At 73.3% G+C, this 19,050-nt stretch carries 16 protein-coding genes; 7 read left to right on the forward strand and 9 right to left on the reverse strand.

All coding sequences use genetic code 11. The annotated features are described in order from the left end of the window. The first annotated feature begins 29 nt into the window (after positions 1 to 29). A complete protein-coding gene (locus BMY89_RS15095) occupies positions 30 to 710 on the forward strand; it encodes a DUF4272 domain-containing protein (protein ID WP_092380603.1) in 681 nt (226 codons plus the stop codon). Positions 711 to 712: 2 nt separating this feature from the next. Here BMY89_RS15095 and BMY89_RS15100 read toward each other — a convergent pair whose 3' ends face one another. Then, positions 713 to 1,564 carry a putative RNA methyltransferase gene (locus BMY89_RS15100; protein WP_092380604.1) on the reverse strand — a complete coding sequence of 284 codons (852 nt, stop codon included), beginning with the start codon at positions 1,562 to 1,564 and terminating at the stop codon, positions 713 to 715. Between the two features lie 111 nt (positions 1,565 to 1,675). Here BMY89_RS15100 and BMY89_RS15105 point away from each other — a divergent pair, with 111 nt between their 5' ends. Continuing rightward, entirely contained in the window at positions 1,676 to 2,755 is a 1,080-nt protein-coding gene (locus BMY89_RS15105) for an adenosine deaminase (RefSeq protein WP_092380605.1), read from the forward strand. Positions 2,756 to 2,764: 9 nt separating this feature from the next. Here the strand turns inward: BMY89_RS15105 and BMY89_RS30930 are convergent, their stop codons facing one another. Next, a complete protein-coding gene (locus BMY89_RS30930) occupies positions 2,765 to 3,106 on the reverse strand; it encodes a hypothetical protein (RefSeq protein ID WP_232521348.1) in 342 nt (113 codons plus the stop codon). A gap of 460 nt (positions 3,107 to 3,566) precedes the next feature. Here BMY89_RS30930 and BMY89_RS15115 point away from each other — a divergent pair, with 460 nt between their 5' ends. The 4 genes from BMY89_RS15115 to BMY89_RS15130 all read left to right on the forward strand — a co-directional run bounded on the left by BMY89_RS15115 (position 3,567) and on the right by BMY89_RS15130 (position 8,519). Further along, positions 3,567 to 7,046, forward strand: a complete 3,480-nt coding sequence (locus tag BMY89_RS15115) for a sensor histidine kinase (protein ID WP_092380607.1) — start codon at positions 3,567 to 3,569, stop codon at positions 7,044 to 7,046. After that, on the forward strand, positions 7,043 to 7,447 hold the full coding sequence (locus BMY89_RS15120; RefSeq protein ID WP_073839925.1) for a roadblock/LC7 domain-containing protein: 405 nt from the start codon (positions 7,043 to 7,045) through the stop codon (positions 7,445 to 7,447). Before BMY89_RS15115 ends, BMY89_RS15120 begins: the two co-directional genes overlap by 4 nt. A gap of 99 nt (positions 7,448 to 7,546) precedes the next feature. After that, on the forward strand, positions 7,547 to 7,924 hold the full coding sequence (locus tag BMY89_RS15125; RefSeq protein WP_092380833.1) for a DUF742 domain-containing protein: 378 nt from the start codon (positions 7,547 to 7,549) through the stop codon (positions 7,922 to 7,924). A 1-nt stretch (position 7,925) separates the two neighbouring features. After that, positions 7,926 to 8,519 (forward strand): GTP-binding protein, encoded by a 594-nt coding sequence (locus BMY89_RS15130; RefSeq protein WP_092380608.1) that lies wholly within the window; start codon positions 7,926 to 7,928, stop codon positions 8,517 to 8,519. Between the two features lie 108 nt (positions 8,520 to 8,627). Here BMY89_RS15130 and BMY89_RS15135 read toward each other — a convergent pair whose 3' ends face one another. The 3 genes from BMY89_RS15135 to BMY89_RS15145 form a co-directional block, all read right to left on the reverse strand. Beyond that, positions 8,628 to 9,818 carry an ABC transporter substrate-binding protein gene (locus tag BMY89_RS15135; protein WP_232521352.1) on the reverse strand — a complete coding sequence of 397 codons (1,191 nt, stop codon included), beginning with the start codon at positions 9,816 to 9,818 and terminating at the stop codon, positions 8,628 to 8,630. 154 nt (positions 9,819 to 9,972) lie between these two features. Next, the gene (locus tag BMY89_RS15140) at positions 9,973 to 12,360 is read right to left on the reverse strand and encodes a transposase (RefSeq protein ID WP_092380610.1); all 2,388 of its coding nucleotides are present in this window, start codon (positions 12,358 to 12,360) and stop codon (positions 9,973 to 9,975) included. Positions 12,361 to 12,400: 40 nt separating this feature from the next. Beyond that, a complete protein-coding gene (locus BMY89_RS15145) occupies positions 12,401 to 13,363 on the reverse strand; it encodes a DNA primase (protein ID WP_175510373.1) in 963 nt (320 codons plus the stop codon). 114 nt (positions 13,364 to 13,477) lie between these two features. Between BMY89_RS15145 and BMY89_RS15150 the strand changes: the two genes are divergently transcribed. Continuing rightward, positions 13,478 to 13,819 (forward strand): PadR family transcriptional regulator, encoded by a 342-nt coding sequence (locus tag BMY89_RS15150; RefSeq protein WP_092380611.1) that lies wholly within the window; start codon positions 13,478 to 13,480, stop codon positions 13,817 to 13,819. A 1-nt stretch (position 13,820) separates the two neighbouring features. On the opposite strand, the gene BMY89_RS15155 is transcribed toward BMY89_RS15150, so the two are convergent. The 4 genes from BMY89_RS15155 to BMY89_RS15170 are packed head-to-tail and all read right to left on the reverse strand — an operon-like array spanning position 13,821 to position 19,041. Next, positions 13,821 to 14,492: a permease prefix domain 1-containing protein gene (locus tag BMY89_RS15155; protein ID WP_092380612.1), complete on the reverse strand. Its 672-nt coding sequence runs from the start codon at positions 14,490 to 14,492 to the stop codon at positions 13,821 to 13,823. A 54-nt stretch (positions 14,493 to 14,546) separates the two neighbouring features. After that, positions 14,547 to 16,370, reverse strand: coding sequence for a thiol reductant ABC exporter subunit CydC (gene cydC, locus BMY89_RS15160; protein ID WP_092380613.1), 1,824 nt, complete (start codon positions 16,368 to 16,370; stop codon positions 14,547 to 14,549). Continuing rightward, complete coding sequence (gene cydD, locus BMY89_RS15165) at positions 16,367 to 18,037, reverse strand: thiol reductant ABC exporter subunit CydD (RefSeq protein ID WP_092380614.1); 1,671 nt, start codon at positions 18,035 to 18,037, stop codon at positions 16,367 to 16,369. The genes cydC and cydD overlap by 4 nt, the downstream gene beginning before the upstream one ends. Continuing rightward, a complete protein-coding gene (locus BMY89_RS15170; protein ID WP_092380835.1) occupies positions 18,034 to 19,041 on the reverse strand; it encodes a cytochrome d ubiquinol oxidase subunit II in 1,008 nt (335 codons plus the stop codon). The genes cydD and BMY89_RS15170 overlap by 4 nt, the downstream gene beginning before the upstream one ends. Between the last annotated feature and the right edge of the window lie 9 nt (positions 19,042 to 19,050).

Genomic DNA, 19,050 nt, shown 5'->3' on the forward strand with positions numbered 1-19,050 from the left:
AGACGTCGTGAGCAGACAGGGATGTTGCCGTGATCGTGCCTGCCCCCGATCCCCGCGAGGTGCGTGAGGCGAGCCTGGAGGAGTTGTCCCGGCTGCGGCTGCCCCTGCCACCGCGACAGTTCCCGCTGGTCTGGGAGCCGGGTGACGAGATAGAGCTGCGGCCGACGGCGGAGATCGAGGCGCGGATCGCGGTGCTGCACCTGATCCTGGCCCGCTGTTTCGGCCTGCCGCCGCAGGCCGCGATGAGCTGGCTGCTCGCCTCCCACCTGGTGGAGATGGTCACGCCGCCGGAGTTCCAGTTCGTCACCGGCGCCAAGGGCGACCACCGTTCCTTCGTCCTGCACCACGACGCGTTGTTCTCGCTGGCCTGGGTGCTCGGCCTGACCAAGCAGCTCGATCCCACCATGCCGGCCGACGAGCGGCTGGTGGAGCGGCTGCCGAACATCGCCGAGGGGGAGACCTTCCGGCAGTGGCGTTCCCGGATCCTCACCGCGCCGCAGCACCCGGCGGACACGGCGGCCCTGCTCGACCTCTACTACTGCCTGGACTGGGCGTACCTGGAGGTGGACCGGGTCGGTCGGTCGATGCCGGGCCTGGTGGACGCCCACGCGATCGGTCAGCGGCGGTGGGCGCTGGAATGGGCGGTGATCCTGCGGGGGCCTTACCACGAGGAGCCGCCGGGCTGGGAAGAGGTCGACCTCTCCACCTAGGGTCAGCGCGGCCGGTGGACGCCGAGCCGGACGGCCACGGTCACCCGGACCGGCTCGCCCAGGGCGGCGATCCGGGCCGCCAGCCCGGCCGGGTCGGTGTGCCAGGCGCTCGGGCCCATGCCGACCAGGGTGGTCACCTCCGGGCCGGTCAACGTCAGCACCCGCCGGTGCACGGCGGTCGACTCCTCGGTGAAGTGCCCGCCCAGGCTGGCCGCGACCCGGTCCGCCTTGGCCGGGTCGACCCGGAGCAGGCCGAGGGCGCCGACCAGCTCGGCGAGATGGTCGGCGGCCGGCGTCACCACCAGCAGCCGCCCGGCCGGGTCGAGCACCCGGTGGAACTCGGTGCCGTTGCGCGGCGCGAAGACGTTCAGCAGCAGCGCCGTGGAGGCGTCCGCCAGCGGCAGCCGCTGCCAGGTGTCGGCGAGCGCCGCGGTGACGCGGGGGTGGGCGCGGGCGGCCCGGCGCAGGGCCGGCTTGGAGACGTCCAGGGCGAGACCGTGCGTCGCCGGCAGCGCCGCCAGCACCGCCGCGAGGTGCCGCCCGGTGCCCGCGCCGGGCTCCACCACCAGCGGGTACGCCCCGGCGGGAGCGGCGTCGTGGGCGGCGTCGGCGAGCGCGGTGGAGATGACGTCGTAGTGCCCGGCGGCCAGGAAGTCCGCCCGAGCGGTGACCATCTCGGTGCTGTCCCCGCTGTGCGGGCTGCGGCCGGCGAGCAGGTTGACGTAGCCCTGCCGGGCGATGTCGAAGCTGTGCCGGCGTGGGCACCGCAACGCCCGGGAGTCGCCGGTGGCGGCCTCGGCGAGCGGTTCGCCGCAGACGGGGCAGCGCAGCCGGTCGACGACGCTGGGGTCCATCACGGCTGCCTCACGCGTCGAGTCTAGGCAGGTGTCCGGCCGGGTCCACGGCCGGCGGCCGGGCGGCGCGGACTAGGGTCTGGGCATGGGTTGCGAGCGGGGTGAGCGGCGATGAGCGCGAGTATCGGATACGAGAACATCGTCAGGGCACCGAAGGCGCTGCTGCACGATCACCTGGATGGCGGACTGCGGCCCGAGACGATCGTCGACCTGGCCGCGGAGGTCGGTCACGACCTACCCACGACGGACTCGGCCGAGTTGGGACGATGGTTCGCGGCGGCGGCCGACTCGGGTTCGTTGGAGCGCTACCTGGAGACGTTCGCCCACACGGTCGCGGTGATGCAGACGGCCTCCGCGTTGCGTCGGGTGGCTCGGGAGTGCGCTCTCGACCTGGCCGCCGACGGGGTGGTCTACGCCGAGGTTCGGTTCGCCCCGGAGCAGCACCTGGAGCAGGACCTGACCCTCGACGAGGTGGTCGAGGCGGTGCTGGCCGGCTTTGTCGAGGGCAGTGCCCTCGCCGCCGAGGCCGGTACCCCGATCCGGGTCGGCACGCTGTTGACCGCGATGCGGCACGCGGCCCGCTCGCAGGAGATCGCCGAGTTGGCCGTACGGCACCGCGACCAGGGGGTGGTGGGCTTCGACATCGCCGGCGCGGAGGCGGGCTTCCCGCCCACCCGTCACCTGGACGCCTTCGAGTACCTCCAGCGGGAGAACTTCCACTTCACCATCCACGCGGGCGAGGCGTTCGGGCTGCCCTCGATCTGGCAGGCGATCCAGTGGTGCGGCGCGGACCGCCTCGGCCACGGCGTACGCATCGTCGACGACATCACCACCGGTGCCGAGCCGCGGCTCGGCCGGCTGGCCGCGTACGTGCGGGACAAGCGGATCCCGCTGGAGTTGTGCCCGTCGTCGAACGTGCAGACCGGCGCCGCCCCGTCGATCGCGGAGCACCCGATCGGGCTGCTGCGGGATCTGCGGTTCCGGGTCACCGTCAACACCGACAACCGGCTGATGAGCGGCACGTCGATGTCCCGGGAGATGGCTCTGCTGGTCGACGCGTTCGGCTACGGCTGGCGGGAGTTGCAGTGGTTCACCATCAACGCGATGAAGAGCGCCTTCATCCCGTTCGACGAGCGGCTGCGCATCATCGACGAGGTGATCAAGCCGGCGTACGCGAAGCTGCTCGCCTGAGCCGACGGCTCAGCGGGCGGGCGGGTGCCCGGCGGCGAGCAGGCCGGCCACCCGGCGCAGCACGTCCCGGCCACGGGCGGCCTCCGCACCGAGCCCGGTCTGTCGGCGCAGCACCGCCGGCTCGGCTCGCAGCAGTGCCACACCCCGCCGCAGCAGCACCTGCGGGCCCTTGCGCTGTTGGGTGAGGTCCCGGGCGAGCCGGCGGAGGAAGGTCGCGCCGCGCGGCCGGCGCAGGGCGTACGCCCCGGCGAGCAGACCGCGTCGTCGGCACTCCTCGACGATCTCGGCGGCGAAGATCCCTTCGGCCACGAAAAGTGGCGAAGTGGTCAGCTCGAAGCGCCGAGTGGCCACCCGGCGATCCTCATTGATCGCGTAGACGGGCACGTCCGCCCGACCGTGCCGAGCCAGTTGGTCTATGACCTCGACAGCCGCTTTGGCGTCCCACGAACCGGGCGACTCCCAGTCGATCTGGCCGTTCTGGCGCGGTAACGTTGGGTCATCACCATTCTTGTAAAAATCGTCCAAACAGAGCACCGGGAGCCCGGTCTGTTGCGCTATGTACGACTTTCCTGAGCCCGAAGGGCCGGCAAGAAGGACAACTCGGTGCGGGGTTTTCATTACTTTTAGTGACTCCGGACAGACGGACCGCGATCAAATTGCATCAACATCTCATCACACCTCCGGCTGCGGCCAACCTGGGCTTTCTCTTTCCGGAGTCACGTGATGGAATCTCGGATGGTCTGACCCGCCGGGTCGGCTGCTGGGCGTTGCCCGAGGGCAACGCGGACGCTGCAATCACGAGGGCGGTGACGTGAGCAAACGGCCGAAGACGGCAGGTTCCTTCCTGTCGCGTCTGAGCCGGCCGGCAGGCCGGCTCCGCGACATGCCGATCTGGTCCAAGCTCGGTCTCATCATGATCGTGCCGACCATTGCCACGGTCGTCGTGGGCACCAGCGGTCTGGTAGACCACCTGGATGCCCTGAGCGACGCGAACCGGGCCGGCGACCTCGCCGAGCTGATCGGTCACTCTGGTGAGCTGGTGGACGGCCTGCAGGACGAACGGACCGCCGCCGTGCTGCTGCTGGGCGTGGCGCCGCAGCAGGCGAGTCAGGGCGAGTCGGCGGAGAAGAAGCAGAACACCGCCCTCTACAACGAGGTCGCCTCCCGGGTCGACGAGGTCAAGGGCCCCTACTCCCAGCAGCGGTCCGACCTCACCGACCTGCCCGTCAGCCTGCAGGGCCTGCTCGGTCAGATCGACGACGGCCTCGGTGACCTGCCGGGCACCCGCAGTCAGGTGCTCAACGGCAAGTTCAAGATCACTGACGCGCTCCAGTCCTACGACGAGCTGATCAACCAGCTGCTCACCATCCGGGACTCGGCCAGCCAGCTGGCCGGCGACAACGACCTGAGCGACCGGATGCGGACCGCAGCCGCCGTGGCCCGGGAGAAGGAATGGCTCTCGGTCCGCCGGGTGGTCGTGCACCGGGCCCTGATCCTGAACGGCATGAGCGCGACCCTGCGTACCGACTACATCTCCAGCGAGACCGGTCAGCAGCAGGCGCAGCAGAGCTTCAACGCGGTCGCCACCGAGGCGGACGCGGAGTTCCACGCCCAGACCATCGGTGGTGGTGACCGCCGGCAGGCGACGATCTACATCAGCCAGGTCAACGCCGACACCTCCCAGAACCTCGCGGGCATCTCCTTCACCCCCGAGCAGTGGGACGCGGCGCTGGTCGCCAACGGCAAGCTGATCCGCTCGGTGGAGTCGAAGTTCGACTCCGACGTGGTGACCGAGGCCGGCCAACTCCGCTCGGACGTGCAGCGCACGGTGTTCCTGGAGACCGGCCTGCTGCTGACGATGCTGCTGCTGGCGATCTTCCTGGCCTACCTGCTGGCCCGCTCGATGGCCCGTTCACTGCGCGAGCTGCGCCAGGGCGCGCTCTCCATCGCCCAGTACGGACTGCCCCAGGCGGTGGCCCGGCTGCGCGACCCGCAGGTCACCGGGCAGCTCTCCCCGGTCCAGCTGGCCAACCAGATCGCCGAACCGCTGCCGGTGCGCAGCAAGGACGAGTTCGGCCAGGTGACCGAGGCGTTCAACGCGGTCCACCTGGAGGCGGTCCGCACCGCCGCCGAGCAGGCCGCACTGCGGGCGTCCGTCGCGACCATGTTCGTCAACCTGGCCCGTCGGTCCCAGATCCTGGTCGACCGCCTGATCGGCCACCTCGACCGGCTCGAGCGCGGCGAGGAGGACCCGGATCGGCTGGCCGAGCTGTTCCAGCTGGACCACCTCGCCACCCGGATGCGCCGCAACGACGAGAACCTCCTGGTGCTCGCCGGTGCCGACTCGACCCGCGTGCAGCGGGAGCCGGCCGCGCTGATCGACGTGCTGCGGGCCGCCCAGTCCGAGGTCGAGCACTACACCCGGATCGAGTTCGGGGTGATCGACCGGGACATCGAGGTCTCCGCGCACGCCGTCAACGACCTGGTGCACCTCGTCGCCGAGCTGTTCGACAACGCCACCGCGTTCTCGCCGCCGGACTCGCAGGTGCTGGTCGAGGCCCGCCGGGTCGGTGACCGCGCCTCCCTGTACGTGGAGGACCGGGGTATCGGCATGAGTGCCGAGCAGTTGGCCGACCTCAACGAGCGCCTGGCCACGCCCCCGCAGGTGGACGTCGCCGTCTCGCGGATGATGGGTCTGGTCGTGGTGGCCCGCCTGGCGTCCCGGCACGGCGTGAAGGTCGAGCTGCGTCCCGGTAGCGACCGGGGCGCCGTCGCCGAGGTCACGCTGCCGCCGACCGTGCTGGTGCCCCGGGCGTTGTCCGGCCGGGGGCAGCAGCCTCCCGCGTTGCCCGCCTCGGCCGGCCCCGCGTTGCCGCAGAGCTCGTCGTTCGGCCCGTCCGGGCCGACACCGACGTTCGGCGCGCTGCCCGCGCTCGGCAACGGTGCCAATGTGCCCGCCGCTCGCCCGTCCGGCGGCTCGGGCAACCAGGTCACCCTCGGTGGCCGGCCCTTCGACCCGGCCAGCCGCAACGGCTCCGGCACGCCGGCCACCGTGGGCAACCTGCCCGCCTGGTCGGACCTGACCGGTGCCACCGGCGGCGACAACTTCGCGTCCCGTACGTCGAACGGCCACCCGGTCGACCCGCTGCCGCAGCGCCGCTCCAACGACGATCCGGCCGTCACCGGCCAGCAGCCGCACATCCCGCGCCAGCTGCCCAGCAGCCCCGAGGCCGGTCCGTACGCCCCGCCGGCGGTGTCGGCCCCTCCGGTGCCGCCGGTCTCGGCGCCGCCGGTGTCGGGCACGCCCTACTCCGCCCCGCCGGTCTCGGCCGCTCCGGTATCCGGTCAGCCCGTGTCGTCGTCCCCGGTCTCGGCCTCGCCGAACTACAACTCGCCGGTGTCGACGCCGCCCGGCGGACCGCTGCCCCAGCGACCCGTCTCGGCGGCACCCGCCGCCGGCGGACCTTCCGCGCCGCCGGCATGGCCGCCGGTGGCCGCGGAGCCGGCCGCTCCGCCCGTGCCCGAGCGGCTGGCCGCCGCGCTGGACATGACCACCGAGCTGCCCCGGGTGCAGCGTCAGGCGTCACCGGCGGCCAGGCCGACGCAGCCGGCAACGCCCGCGCCGCAGGGCCAGAACCGGCAGCGGTACGCGGACGAGACGATGGAGCTGCCGATCTTCCGGGAGCTGGAGTCGGCCTGGTTCCGCACCCGTCGTACGGGCGCGGAGGAGTCGGCGGCCAACCGGAAGCCGGCGACGACCGGTGCGGTGACCCAGCAGATCTCGACGGTCGACGTCGCGGGTCGACCCGCACAGCAGACCTCAACTGGGACGACAGGTAACGCACCGATGGCAGAGACTCCGACGGCCGCGGGCGGAAACGGCGCGGCGGGCGGCGGACGTCGTCCCGGCGCCGCCGAGAGCAAGCCCCCGCACCGTCCGACGTCGCAGGAGAGCATCTGGCAGACTGCTGCCGATGACGGCTGGCGGGCGGCCTCCAAGGCCAGTCAGGTGCCGCCCAGCGGCACCACCGAGACCGGGCTGCCGAAGCGTACGCCGATGGCGCAGCTCGTACCGGGTGCGGTGGAGAAGCCGACCACCTCTGTGCAGCGACGCAACCCGGAGTCGGTGCGCGGCCTGCTCTCCGCTTACCACCGGGGTGTCCAGCGGGGCCGTACCAGCCCCTCGGACAGCAACCCGACCGGCCCGGAGGGAACTTCGGGCGGGCAGCAATCCTCGCAGTCTGGCTCAGGCCCGGTGGCCGGGAGCGGGCAGAAGGAGCAAGAAGGATGACTAGTACGCAGGACCTCGGTTGGCTGCTGGCCAACTTCGCCGATCGGGTGCCCGGTGTCGCGCATGCGGTAGCCGTCTCCGCGGACGGCCTGCTCCTGGCGTCGTCACGAGACCTTCCTCGGGACCGGGCAGACCAGTTGGCGGCGATCGCCTCCGGTCTGGTCAGCCTGACCCAGGGCGCGGCCCGGTGCTTCGAGGGAGGCGCCGTGCTACAGACCGTGGTCGAAATGGACAATGGCTTCCTGTTCCTGATGTCGATTTCCGACGGCTCGTCGTTCGCGGTGCTCGCCGCGCGAAGCAGCGACGTGGGACAGGTCGGTTACGAGATGGCCCTGCTCGTCGACCGGGTGGGCGACGCCCTGACCCCGCAGCCCCGTACGGCTGTGGGAATGATGGGCTGATCGTCACGCCGGCCGGTTTGCAGGCTGGACAGAAACACTGCATACGACGGGTAGCACCGGTGCGAGCCGGTGCCGGGTACGAAGGAGGTGAGCGGCGACATGACCGATCGTGACGAGCCGACCGGCGCATTGGTCCGTCCATACGCCGTAACCCGCGGTCGTACCCGTCCCCGCCTCGACATCGCCCTGGAGGCGCTGGTCGAGACGACGGTGCGCGGTCGGGCCGCTGCCACTGGCAATGGTGGCCAAGGCCGTGAGCACCAGTACATCGCCGCGCTCTGTGACGGACGCGTGCAGTCACTCGCCGAGATCGCGGCGAGAATGCAGCTTCCGCTCGGCGTGGCCCGAGTGCTCATCGCCGACATGGCGACGGACGGCCTGGTCGCAGTCCACGAGCCGACCATCCTGGACGACTCGGACGACGCGGTGGGCACTGAATTGCTGGAGAGGGTGCTGAGTGGACTTCGCAGGCTCTGACATGTCGCACCGCCCGCCGACCCCGAGCGGTCGCGTGACGTCGGCGAAGATCGTTATTGCCGGTGGCTTCGGCGTCGGCAAGACGACGCTGGTCGGCTCGGTCTCGGAGATCACGCCGCTGACCACCGAGGCCATCATGACCTCCGCCGGGGTCGGCGTCGACGACACCCGGCAGGTGCCGGGCAAGACGACGACCACGGTGGCCATGGACTTCGGTCGCATCTCGATCGATCGTGACCTGATCCTGTACCTGTTCGGTACGCCGGGTCAGACCCGTTTCTGGTTCATGTGGGATGAACTGGTCCGGGGCGCGATCGGCGCGGTGGTGCTGGTGGATACCCGCCGGCTGGCCGACTGCTTCGCGGCGATCGACTTCTTCGAGCACCGGCGGCTGCCGTACCTGGTGGCCATCAACTGCTTCGACGGGATGCAGTACCACGACCCGCAGGACGTCCGGGATGCGCTCGCGATCTCCTCGCACGTTCCCGTGGTGGCCTGCGACGCCCGGAACCGGGAGTCGACGAAGCACGTGCTGATCTCGCTGGTCGAGTACGTGCTGACGATGCGCCGTACGCGCGCCGTCGCCCCGGCCTGACGAGCGCGTTCCAGCGCCCGGTGACGGCTTACGTCGACACCGGGCGCTGGTTGCTGTCCGTGACCAGGTTCGGGCGGTGTCCGGCGGACCGCCGGGGCACCGCCGCCGTCAGCTGAGCCGGTTCCAGACACCGCCGTCGACGCGGTACACGCCGAGGGAATGGCGCTCCATGCCGCTGTGCCGGATCGGCGTGAACGAGTACATCCCCGCCATGCCGTCGGTGACCTGGTTCTGCAGGTACGCCCGCAGCCGCCCACGGTCCACGCTGTCGGCCAGCCGAGCCGCCGTGGTGATCAGCAGCAGGGCGTCCGAGGCGTACGGCGCGAAGCCGCTGTAGGCGCCGTGCCGGCGGATGTACTCCGAGACGAGATTGCGGTGGGCGCGTCCGGTGGCGCTGCTGTTGGCGATCGTGGAGCCGCCCAGCGAGGACGGGTGTACGGCGTAGGAACCCTCCACGGCGCGCAGGTTGTGGCTCTCCAGGGTCTCCTCGGCGACCGCGCCGGCGTCGAAGAACAGCTCGCCGCGGTGTCCGGCCTCGCGTAGTGCCCGCGCAGCGGCACCGGAGCGCGGCGCGGTGGCCCACACCACCACACCGTCCGCCTGGGCCGCCACGGCCTGTTCAGCGGCGCCGGCCGCGCCACCTTCCGAGGCGGGCAGCCGTACGGTGCGGGCCAGGCCGACCTCGGCGGTACGCAACGCCCCGGTCATGGCCCGTACGCCGGAGTCGCCGTGCAGCCCGGTCTCGGCCAGCAGCACCACCCGGCGCAGCCCTTCGGCGGCGACCAGCTGGGCCAGCCGGCGGGCCACGTCCCCGGCGTCCGGGGTGACCTTGTAGATGAAGGCACGCTGGGCGAGCGGTACGGCGATCGAGTCTCCGAACGCCAGCGACACGAACGGCAACCGCAGTTTCTGTGCCGCCCCGATGACCGACATGGCGGTCTCCGCCAGCGTGGTCCCGAGCAGGGCGTGCACGTCGTCGCGTCGGCCCAGCTCGGTGGCCTGCCGGGCGGCGAGCCGAGGATCACTACGGTTGTCCAGCACCTCAAGGCGTACCTGCCGGCGGAGGTTGCCGACCGCCACGCCCTTCTCGTTGAGGGTCGCCGCACTGATGGCGAGCGCCCGCTCCTGGGCCACCCCCAGCGCCGCGCCCGACCCGCTCAGCTCCAGAGTGGCGCCGATGACCAGTTCGTGCCCGGGGGTGGGCCGGGTCACGGCAGCGTCGCGCTCGTCCTCACGCCCGCAGGCGCTCAGCAGCAGCGTGCCCGCCGCCGCGGCCAGCACGCCGCGACGGGTGATCACAGATGGGCCGGTTACCGGTTTCGCCATGAGTCGCCTTCCCGCCCGGCGACCTGCCGCCGGCTGTTCCGCGGGTATGCTTCCGGCCCTGCCGACTCGGCGTCAAATTATCCGGGTGTGGGCAGAAACACGCAGGTCAACGGCCATGTGGCGAAGGTCAGGAGCGGTACCCGGCGGAGCGGTACTCGTATTCCCGGTCGTCCTCGCGGTCGCCCGTGTCCCGGCTGAAGTCCCAGCCGCCGGCGGCCTCCCGCCCCGGGCGCCCGCCGACCGCGAACCCGCCGATCTCCTGTCCCCGGCGCCAGCCGCGGAAGTAGCCGGTGGTGTTCTCGGCGAGGCTGGCGGCGTCCCGCACGATCCGCAGCGGCCGCTCCTCACGCAGCGGGGAGCCCGGCACGAGGTTGGCCTGCGGTACCCGCTTGGGCAACCCGGCCGTCGTCTCGGCACCGACGGCCGGGCGGGCCGCCTGCTCGGCTGCCTGCCATCCGGTGTCGGCCGTGGTCGACCATTCCAGGTCGGCTTCCTCGCCGTGCCCGACGAACCAGGCGGACCTGGCCTGGGCGAAGATCAGCAGGTCGCCGTCACCCTCGTCGGGAATCGGCGGCGTGCGGTGCTCGACCGATGGCTCCGGCCGGCGCGCCGGCGGAAGGTCAAGTCGCTCCACCGTCCGGTTGCCGCGCTCCGCGGCCTCCCGGTCGACGAGCCGCAGCGGCGGGGTCTCCGACTGCGGGTCGGCACCGCTGCGCAGCGCCCGGTCGGCCAGCGGCGGCGGCTCGACCAGCCGCAACACCGGTGGCTCCGGCGGCAGGTCGTCGGCGAGCCACGGCGGGGTCACCCGACGGTCGGCACCGAGTTCGGGAGAGGGCTCGGCGGCGCCGCGCCGACCCCGGTCGTCGTAGGGGCCGTGGGCGGCGGCGCGCGTCGGACCGTCGGCCGGGCTCTCCGGGTTGTTGACCAGCGGCCAGTTGGCGCGGGAACCCGGGGCCGCGTTCTCCTCCTCGGGCCGGCGCGCCGGCACCGGGACACTGAGGTCGGTGGCGCTGAAGCCGCCCGTGGGCGCCGGTGGCTCCCCGTTGGTCTTCGGCCGGGGCGGGATGACGGTGCGCTGACGCTCGGCCCGCGCGCTGTTGATGGCCGCGGTGGTGAGAGTCGGGCGGAACGGCTCACCAGCCTCGGCGGGCGGGATCGGCCCGCGCTGTGCCGGCGCGATCGGGGTGATCCCGGGCGGCGGCGGGGGTGGTGCGGAGACCGGCCGGTTGGCCGGCCCGTCGGTCCGCAGCGGGCGGGAATCGGTGCGCCTCGGGCGGGAGTCGGTGCGCGTCGGGCGGGAGTCGACGCCGTACGCCGGTGCCGCCGGGACGGGCGGACCAGCGACGGCGGCCGGCGTCATCGGTGCGGGCGCGACCGGCGGCGGGGCAACGGGGGAGGGAGCCACCGGTGGCGGTCCGAGTGGCCGCGGCGACGGCGGCGGAGCGGTGCCCGGCATCGGCTCGGGCCGGCCACGGCGTCCGCCGGCCGGCTCCGGCCCGGTGGGGCGGACCGCACGCAGGCCCGGTGCCGCGCTGGCGGCCGAGAGCTCGCCGACCGTTTCGCCGCGTCGTGCCGCAGCCCTCCGGCCGGACGCCTGCGGCGGTCCGACGGAGCGGGCGCGCAGCGCGCCGACCAGCGCGTCGCAGCCGGCGTCGCAGGCCCGCACGGAGGCGACCGCCTGCCGGATGGTCTCCGCGGCGGCGGAGGTGAGGGCCCGATTGACCGTGGCCCGCCGCGGCGTCTCGGAGATGGCGACCCGCAGCGCGGTGACCGCCTCGTCGATTGCCTCGGCGTCACCCGCGCCGTCTGCCGCGAGTTGAGCGGTGACGGCATCGGCGGTCACCGCCGCGTCGCGGCCACGGCCGGCCGCGTCGGTGAGCATGCCGGGCTCGGGCAGCGCGTCCAGCACAGCCAGCGGGATCGGCTCGGCGGGATCGGGGTAGGCGCGCAACGCCGCCGGGTAGAGCTCGCGCAGCACCTCACGCAGTGCGGCGGCGGCGGAGTGTCGCCCGGTGGCCAACGCGGCGTGGGCGGCGAGGACCTGCTTGTAGCCGGCGAGGTCCCGGGGAGCGGGCAGCGTGACGGCCGAGAGTGCACCGGCCTGCAGGGAGCGGGCGAGGCCGACGGCCCGCCGTACGGCCGGCGGTGCCTGCATCTCCTCCAGCGAGTCGTCGTCGGCGAACCGCTCTGCGAAGTCGTCGACCGAGTCGTCGTCGGCGATCGCCAGCGGCCGACCGGCCGCGCTGAGCAGCGAGGTGACGATGTGGTCGTCGCTGTCGGCGGCGATGGCCGCACCGCTCGGCCCGCCTGAGCGTTCCACGAGCAGCGTGACCAGTCGGGCATAGCCCTCCGGGTCGTCGCTGATGTCGCAGACATGCAGCAGGCGGCCTGCGTCGTCGACCACCGCGGACGTCAGCGCCGATCCGGCCGAGACCGGTCGGTCGGCCGGGTCCGCCGAGGCCAGACCGCAGTACACGCGCACGAGCGCCACGGCGTCGTCCTCCTCCCGGGACACAGGGGTTTCTCTGCCAGAGACTGATGCTCCCTGGTGCGGGTCAGTCGCGCCAGTCCACGATCGCAGAGATCTTCCCGACGATGGTGCGCCAACCCAGACTTGCGGTTTGTGCCCCGATTTTCTTCAGCCTACGCCGACCCATGAAACCGCCGATCCCGCCGTTGACCGAGGAGCGCAGCGCCTCGTCCAGGTCGTCGAGGCTGGAGCCGCTGCGGAGCATGTCGAGCACGGCAGGCAGGCGAAGGGCGTATGCCAGGTCGCGGGCGACCTCGCCGGCCTCGATGAGCAGCGTCGAATCCCACGTGTCGTGGCCACCGCGGAGGTTCTCCACGACGAGGTCGAGCTCGTAGACGTTCTCGTCGAGCGGTGCGATGTCGGCGGGTTCCACCCGTTCGGACAGTTCATGCCAACTGTCCAGCTGGGACATGTCGTTGGGAGCGCCGGACCGGACGAAACTCACAAGCGACTCGGGCGTCTTGAACAGCAGCAGCCGACCCTGGTGGCTCAGGAAGACCGGCACCTCCTCGTCGCTGTCCTCGTCGGCCGCTGCCTCGTCGTCGGCATCTTTGTCGTCGCCGGTGGCGTCGTCGCGCTTGGCCCGCTTCTCCTCGTCGTCGCTCTCGGCGAAGTCCCGGGCGACGTCCTCGTCGAGGATGACGACGTCACCCTCGTCCTCGTCCTCGTCGGTCTCCACGACCTGGCGGCGGGCGAGGAACGGGTCGTCGGCGTCGCGCTCGGCGACGTCGGTCGGGGTCAGCTCGCTCGCCGGCCGGTACGCCCGCAGGGTGAAGCCGGTGCCGGCGGGCAGGGCGATCTCCACCGGTTCGATCCGCAGCTCGTCCCAGAGCGCGCGGTCGGCGCCGGTCGGCGCGTCGGCGTCCGGCTCGGCTACCTCCGGCTCGGCGATGCCGGTCGTGTCATCGAGCTCGGGCTCGTCGGCGTCCGGCCGTTGGGGCGACTGGCGGGCCACGGTGACCTCCGGGTGCGTCGGGCTACCGCCCACCGGTGCTGATGCCGGTGGGTGACTCTGGGCACATACCCTAGTTGGCTGCGCTGGGTAACGGATGCCCGCACCCCGGTGGCGCCGTCACCACACCAACAAGTAGCGTCTCTACGTATGAACGCCCAGTCGCTGCACGGACACCTCGACGCCCTGCTGCTGGCCGTGCTGGAACGGGGCGCTCTGCACGGCTACGCCATCATCGAGGCACTGCGTGGGCGCAGCGACGGCCGCCTCGATCTACCCACCGGCACGGTCTACCCGGCGCTGCGGCGACTGGAACGGGCCGGGCATGTCGCCAGCGCCTGGAGCACCGTCAACGGGCGGGAACGGCGGACGTACGAACTCACCGACTCCGGCCGGCGCGCGTTGGCCGACCAGCGGTCGGGGTGGCGCGAATTCAGCGCGACGGTGGGGCGCTTCCTGGACCCGGGCACCACGCCGACCCCGGCCGGCTGAGTCAGCGGGTCGCCAGCAGCCAGGTGCGGGCCGACCGGCCCAGCCACACGTGCGCCGCACCGCCGACGAGCATGCCGATGATCATCGGCGGCCAGGTGAGTGCGGCGTCCCACAGCAGGATCGACCAGGTGAACAGCCCCGCACCGGCCAGCGCGCCCGCTGCGGCGGCACCGGTCAGCGTGGCACCCACCGCGCGGGCCAGGCTGGTGAGACCCGGGCGCGCCGAGCGGGCGGTGGCCGTGACCAGCACCAGCCCGGCCAGGCCGAGCAGGAACGCGCCGGCCCAGATCCAGTTCACCGACTGTGACAGCAGCAGGTATCCGGCCGGCGGTCGGGGACCGTCACTCCAACTCGATCCGCGCCAGGTGAGGTCGCCGGCGATCGCGGCGGCCGAGGCGAAGGCGACGACCCGTAGGGACAGCCCGCGCAGTGCCGCCACCGCCAGTTCGGCCTGGTAGGCCGGGGCCAACTGCTCGGGCGTACCGAATTCGAGCACCGCCTGCCGGGACGCCTCGCGGCTGGACAGGCCGTTCTCCCGGTACGCCTCGACGGCGTCCAGCAGCCCGTGTCGTGCCTCGGTCAACAGGTCGGCCCGCAGCCGGCGCGGCCCGCGGAGCCGACTGGCGAGTTGCCGCAGATGTTCCTCGACCAACACGTCAGCACCGACCCGCATGGCTCCACCCTGCCATGCGCAGCGGTGTCCGGCCTCGGGGAGATCCCGCAGGGGTCAGCCCGACAGGGCGAGGTAGCCGTGCTCGGCCGCCTCCTGCAACACCCACTGGTCGCGGTACCAGCCGGGCGCCGCGATCAGCTCCGCGTGCCGGCCGCGCTGGACGACCCGGCCGGCGTCCACCACCACGACCTCGTCGAACTCGGCGAGGCCGTTGAGCCGGTGTGTGATCAGCAGCACCGAGTGCGTGGCGGGGGTCGCGGCCAGCGTCGAGGCGAGCACCTCGTCGGCGGCGCTCGGGTCCAGGCCCTCGGTCGGTTCGTCCAGCACCAGCACGCCGGGCGCGGCGAGCAGGGCGCGGGCCAGTGCCAGCCGCTGTCGTTGACCGCCGGAGAGCTGCCCGCCCTCCTCGCCGACCACCGTGTTCCAGCCGTCCGGCTGGGCAGCGATCCAGTCGGCCAGGCCGGCCGCGGTGACGGCAGCGGCCAGCGCGTCCTCGTCGGCCCCTGGGCGGCCGAGCAGCACGTTGTCGCGGACGGTGGCGTGGAAGACGTACGCCTCGGCGAGCAGCCCGCCGACCAACCGGGGCAGCTCGTCCGGCGGGTACCCCGACACGTCCCGCCCGTCCAGGATGACCCGCCCGGCGTCGGGAGGCACCGCGCCGGTCAGGACGGCGGCCAGTGTGCTCTTGCCCGCGCCGCTCGGGCCGACCACCGCGACCCGACGGCCGGCCGGCACGTCGAGATCGAACTCGTCGAGAGCGGCGGGCGCGCCGGGCCGGTAGCGGACGGTCACCCCGTCGAACCGGACGGCGCATGCGGCAACGGCCTCGCGGGCGTCGCGGGTCTCCGCCGGAACCACGCCCCCGGCGGGCCCGGTGTCGGCTTCCCGGCCGGCCGGTGCGGCGGGCTCGGTGCCGGGGTCGGTGTCCGGGACGGCTTCCAGGAGCTGGGCGACCCGGGTCAGACCGGAACGTAGCCCGGTCCACTGCCGGGCGGCGCCGACCAGTGCGAGGGCGATCTCCACCGCAGCCAGCGCGCCGACCGCCAGGACGCCGACCAGCACGCCGTGCACGCCCGCGCCCAACGCCACGAACACCACCGCACCGGCGGTGGCCCCGGCGACCAGCACCCCGGCGGCGTCGATGGCGAAGCCGAGCGCGGCGAGTCGCCGTTCCAGCCGGGCCAGCCGCTGGGCCCGCTGCCGGGCGGTGGCCAGCGCGCTCGCGGTGGCCCCGAAGGCAGCCAGGTCGGCGGCGCCGTGGGTGAGATCGACCGCGTCGACGGCGAGCGCGCCCCGTAGCGGTGCCACCTCGGCAGCGGCCCGCCGGGTCAGGGCGGTGGCCAGCGCCGGCAGGGCCACGCCGGCCACCAGCAGACCGGCGGCGAGCGCGAGCGCCGCCGGCGGCGAGATGAGCACGGTCAGGCCGACGGCCAGCACGCTCACCAGCCCGGCGGCGGCGGCCGGTACGACCACCCGAAGCAGCAGGTCCTGCACCGCCTCCACGTCGGAGACCAGCCGGCTCAGCGCGTCTCCGCTGCGCGGCGGGGCGCCGCGCCGGACGGCCAGGGCGCCGAAGACCCGCGCCCGGACGTCGGTGATGAGGCGCAGCACCGCGTCGTGACCGGCGAGCCGCTCGGTATAGCGCAGCACGCCCCGGCTGACCGCGAGGGCCCGTACCGCGACGATCGCCACGGTGAGCCGATCCAGCGGCGGCTGGCCGGCGGCGGTCATCAGCAGCCAGGTCGCGGTGGCCATCAGGGCCAGCCCGGCGAGTTCGGTCGCCGCGGCGAGCAGCCCGGCGCCGACCAGCCGCTTCAGGTACGGCCGGGCGAGGCGCAGCACGGTCAGCTCGGGGGAACGGGCGGCGCCGGCGTTCATCGGGCCTCCCCGGCCCGCACCGGCGTCAGCTCGGTGACCCGGCCGTCGGAGATCCGCAGGATGCGGTCGGCGTCGCGCAACAGCGCGGGTCGGTGGGCGACCAGCAGCGCCGTGCGCCCGGCGACCAGTCTTCGGGTGGCCGACAGCACCGCCGTCTCGGCGGCGGCGTCGAGACGCGCGGTCGGCTCGTCGAGCAGGACCACCGGGGCGTCCCGCAGAAACGCGCGGGCCAGCGCCACCCGCTGCCGCTGCCCGCTGGACAGGCCGTGTCCGCGCTCGCCGAGCAGCGTGTCGAGTCCATCGGGCAGCGCGGCGACCACGTCGTCGAGGGCGGCGGCGTGGACGGCGGTGGCGACCTCGGCGGGTGGCGCGTCGGGGGTACCGAGCCGGATGTTGTCGGCCAGCGACGCGGCGAACAGATGGGCCCGCTGCGGTACCCAGGCCACCTGCCGGCGCCAGCCGTCGAGGTCGGCGTCGGCGAGGTCGATCCCGCCGACGGTGACCCGTCCGGCGGTGGGCGTCACGAAGCCGAGCAGCAGGCCGAGCAGGGTGCTCTTGCCGGCGCCACTCGGGCCGATGACCGCTATCCGTTCGCCGGGCCGGATGGTCAGGGTGACGTCCCGCAGCGCGGTGGTGCGCTCGTACGCGACGGTCACGGACTCGAACCGGATCTCGCCGCGACCGTCCGGCAGGGCCCCCACCCGGGTCGTCGGGTCCGGCGCGGAGCCGGAGAGGGTGAGCGCCTCGTCCAGCGCGGTGAGCCCCTCCATGCTGGCGTGGAACCGGCTGCCGGCCGTCCGCAGCGGCAGGTAGGCCTCCGGGGTGAGTAGCAGCACCAGCAGCGCGGTCTGCAGGGCCAGACCGCCGTCGAGCAGCCGGATGCCGACCGGGACCGCGACCAGCGCCACCGACAGGGTGGCGACCAGCTCCAGCACCAGCGCGGAGAGGAAGGCGATGCGCAGCGTCTTCATGGTGGCCAACCGGTGACCGTCGGCCATCCGCCGCACCGCGTCGGTCTGTGCCCGGGCCCGGCCGAACGCGCGAAGCGTGGGCAGCCCGGCCACCATGTCGAGGAAGTGTCCGCCGAGCAGGGACAGCCGCCGCCACTGGCGCTCGGTGGCGGCCTGGGCCTGCCAGCCGAGCAGCGCACCGAAGATCGGGATGAGCGGCAGGGTCAGCGCGATGATCACCGCCGAACTCCAGTCGGCGAGGAAGACCCGACCCAGCACCGCGACCGGCACGGTGACGCTCAGCACCAGCTGCGGCAGGTATCCGGTGAAGTAGGCGTCCAGCGCGTCCAGCCCGCGACCGGCGAGGGTGGCCAGTTGCCCGGCCCGCTGCCCGGCGACCCAGCCCGGTCCGTGCCGGGCCACCGCACCGAGCAGGTCGGCCCGCAGCGCCGCCTTGACCGTGGCGGCCACCCGGGCCGCCGCGACGCCCTGCGCCCACACCACCAGCGCGCGGGCCGCGACGGCGGCCACGAAACCGGCCAGCGCGACCCGGTCCAGTTGCCCGGTGAACGCCGTGGCCAACAGCACGGCCAGCGCCGTGGCCTGTGCCACGACCAGTCCGGCGGCGAGCACGCCGAGCAGCGCGAGCAGGGCGAGGTCGCGTCGGGCCGCAGGGACCCGGCGCAGCAGCCGTGGGTCGAATGGGCGGCGGTTCACCAGTACACCAGGGCCCTGCCGTCAGTCCGTCCGCGGAAAATCCACCAGCACATCGCCTGGAAGCCTAGTAGGGCCGGCAGGAGCGGCACCGCCAGCCAGCCCAGCAGCCGCAGGGTCGCTGCGCTGGCCGCCGCATCGGTTACCGTCAGTGACGCCGCCGGCTCGATGGTCGACACCAGCACGTAGGGCCAGAGGGTCGCCCCGACCAGCAGCACCGGCAGTGCGAGCGCGACGGCGGTGGCGGTGAAGGCCACGCCGGGCCGTCGTCGCCCGAGCGCCGCCCGCGCCGCCAGCAGGGCACCGATCAGCAACACCGTCAGCAGTACGCCGACCAGGGGGCGCTGTGCGGCGGCGCGTACCCGGTCGGAGAGCAGGCCGACGACGGTGGCCGCGGTGACCGCCACGATCGCGGAGGCGATCAGCCGGCGGGCCAGTGGGCGTAGCCGGTCGCCCTCGGCGGCCGGCATCCGGAGCGTGAGGAAGGTCGCACCGTGCGCCGCGACCAGCGTGACCAGGGCCAGCCCGGTGGCGGCGGCGAACGGGGTGAACAGGTGCGTCACGCCGGCCACGTGCCCGTCGGGGCCCAGCGGTACGCCCTGCAGCAGCCCGGCGAGCACCACGCCCCAGCCGAGCGCGGCGAGCAGGCTGCCCACCACGATCACCCGATCCCAACGGGCCCGGGCCCGTCCGCTGTCCGGGCGGCTGCGCAGCTGCACCCCGGCGGTCACCAGGATCACCCCGGTCAGCGCGGTGGCCACGGCCGGGTAGCTGCCGGCGAGCAGTTCTCCCTCCAGCATCGGGAACGCGCCGAACAGGATGCCGACGGCGGCTACCAGCCACACCTCGTTGCCGAGGAAGAACGGCCCGACGGCGGCCAGTGCGGCGCGGCGGTAGGCCGGGTCGGTGCCCCGGGCCAGCAGCAGACCGACGCCGTAGTCGTAGCCGCCGAGCACCAGGTAGCCGGCGAAGAAGAGGCCGAGCAGGGCGTACCAGGCGAACTCCATCACGGTCTC

Source organism: Micromonospora phaseoli, assembly GCF_900109115.1.
GTDB classification, from domain to species: domain Bacteria; phylum Actinomycetota; class Actinomycetes; order Mycobacteriales; family Micromonosporaceae; genus Micromonospora; species Micromonospora phaseoli.

Excerpts from the sequence above, each read along its gene's own strand:
- BMY89_RS15100 (WP_092380604.1), bottom strand. The coding sequence starts at position 1,564 with ATGGACCCCAGCGTCGTCGACCGGCTGCGCTGCCCCGTCTGCGGCGAA.
- BMY89_RS15105 (WP_092380605.1), top strand. The coding sequence starts at position 1,676 with ATGAGCGCGAGTATCGGATACGAGAACATCGTCAGGGCACCGAAGGCG.
- BMY89_RS15120 (WP_073839925.1), top strand. The coding sequence starts at position 7,043 with ATGACTAGTACGCAGGACCTCGGTTGGCTGCTGGCCAACTTCGCCGAT.
- BMY89_RS15125 (WP_092380833.1), top strand. The coding sequence starts at position 7,547 with ATGACCGATCGTGACGAGCCGACCGGCGCATTGGTCCGTCCATACGCC.
- BMY89_RS15130 (WP_092380608.1), top strand. The coding sequence starts at position 7,926 with ATGTCGCACCGCCCGCCGACCCCGAGCGGTCGCGTGACGTCGGCGAAG.
- BMY89_RS15150 (WP_092380611.1), top strand. The coding sequence starts at position 13,478 with ATGAACGCCCAGTCGCTGCACGGACACCTCGACGCCCTGCTGCTGGCC.
- BMY89_RS15155 (WP_092380612.1), bottom strand. The coding sequence starts at position 14,492 with ATGCGGGTCGGTGCTGACGTGTTGGTCGAGGAACATCTGCGGCAACTC.
- cydC (WP_092380613.1), bottom strand. The coding sequence starts at position 16,370 with ATGAACGCCGGCGCCGCCCGTTCCCCCGAGCTGACCGTGCTGCGCCTC.
- BMY89_RS15170 (WP_092380835.1), bottom strand. The coding sequence starts at position 19,041 with ATGGAGTTCGCCTGGTACGCCCTGCTCGGCCTCTTCTTCGCCGGCTAC.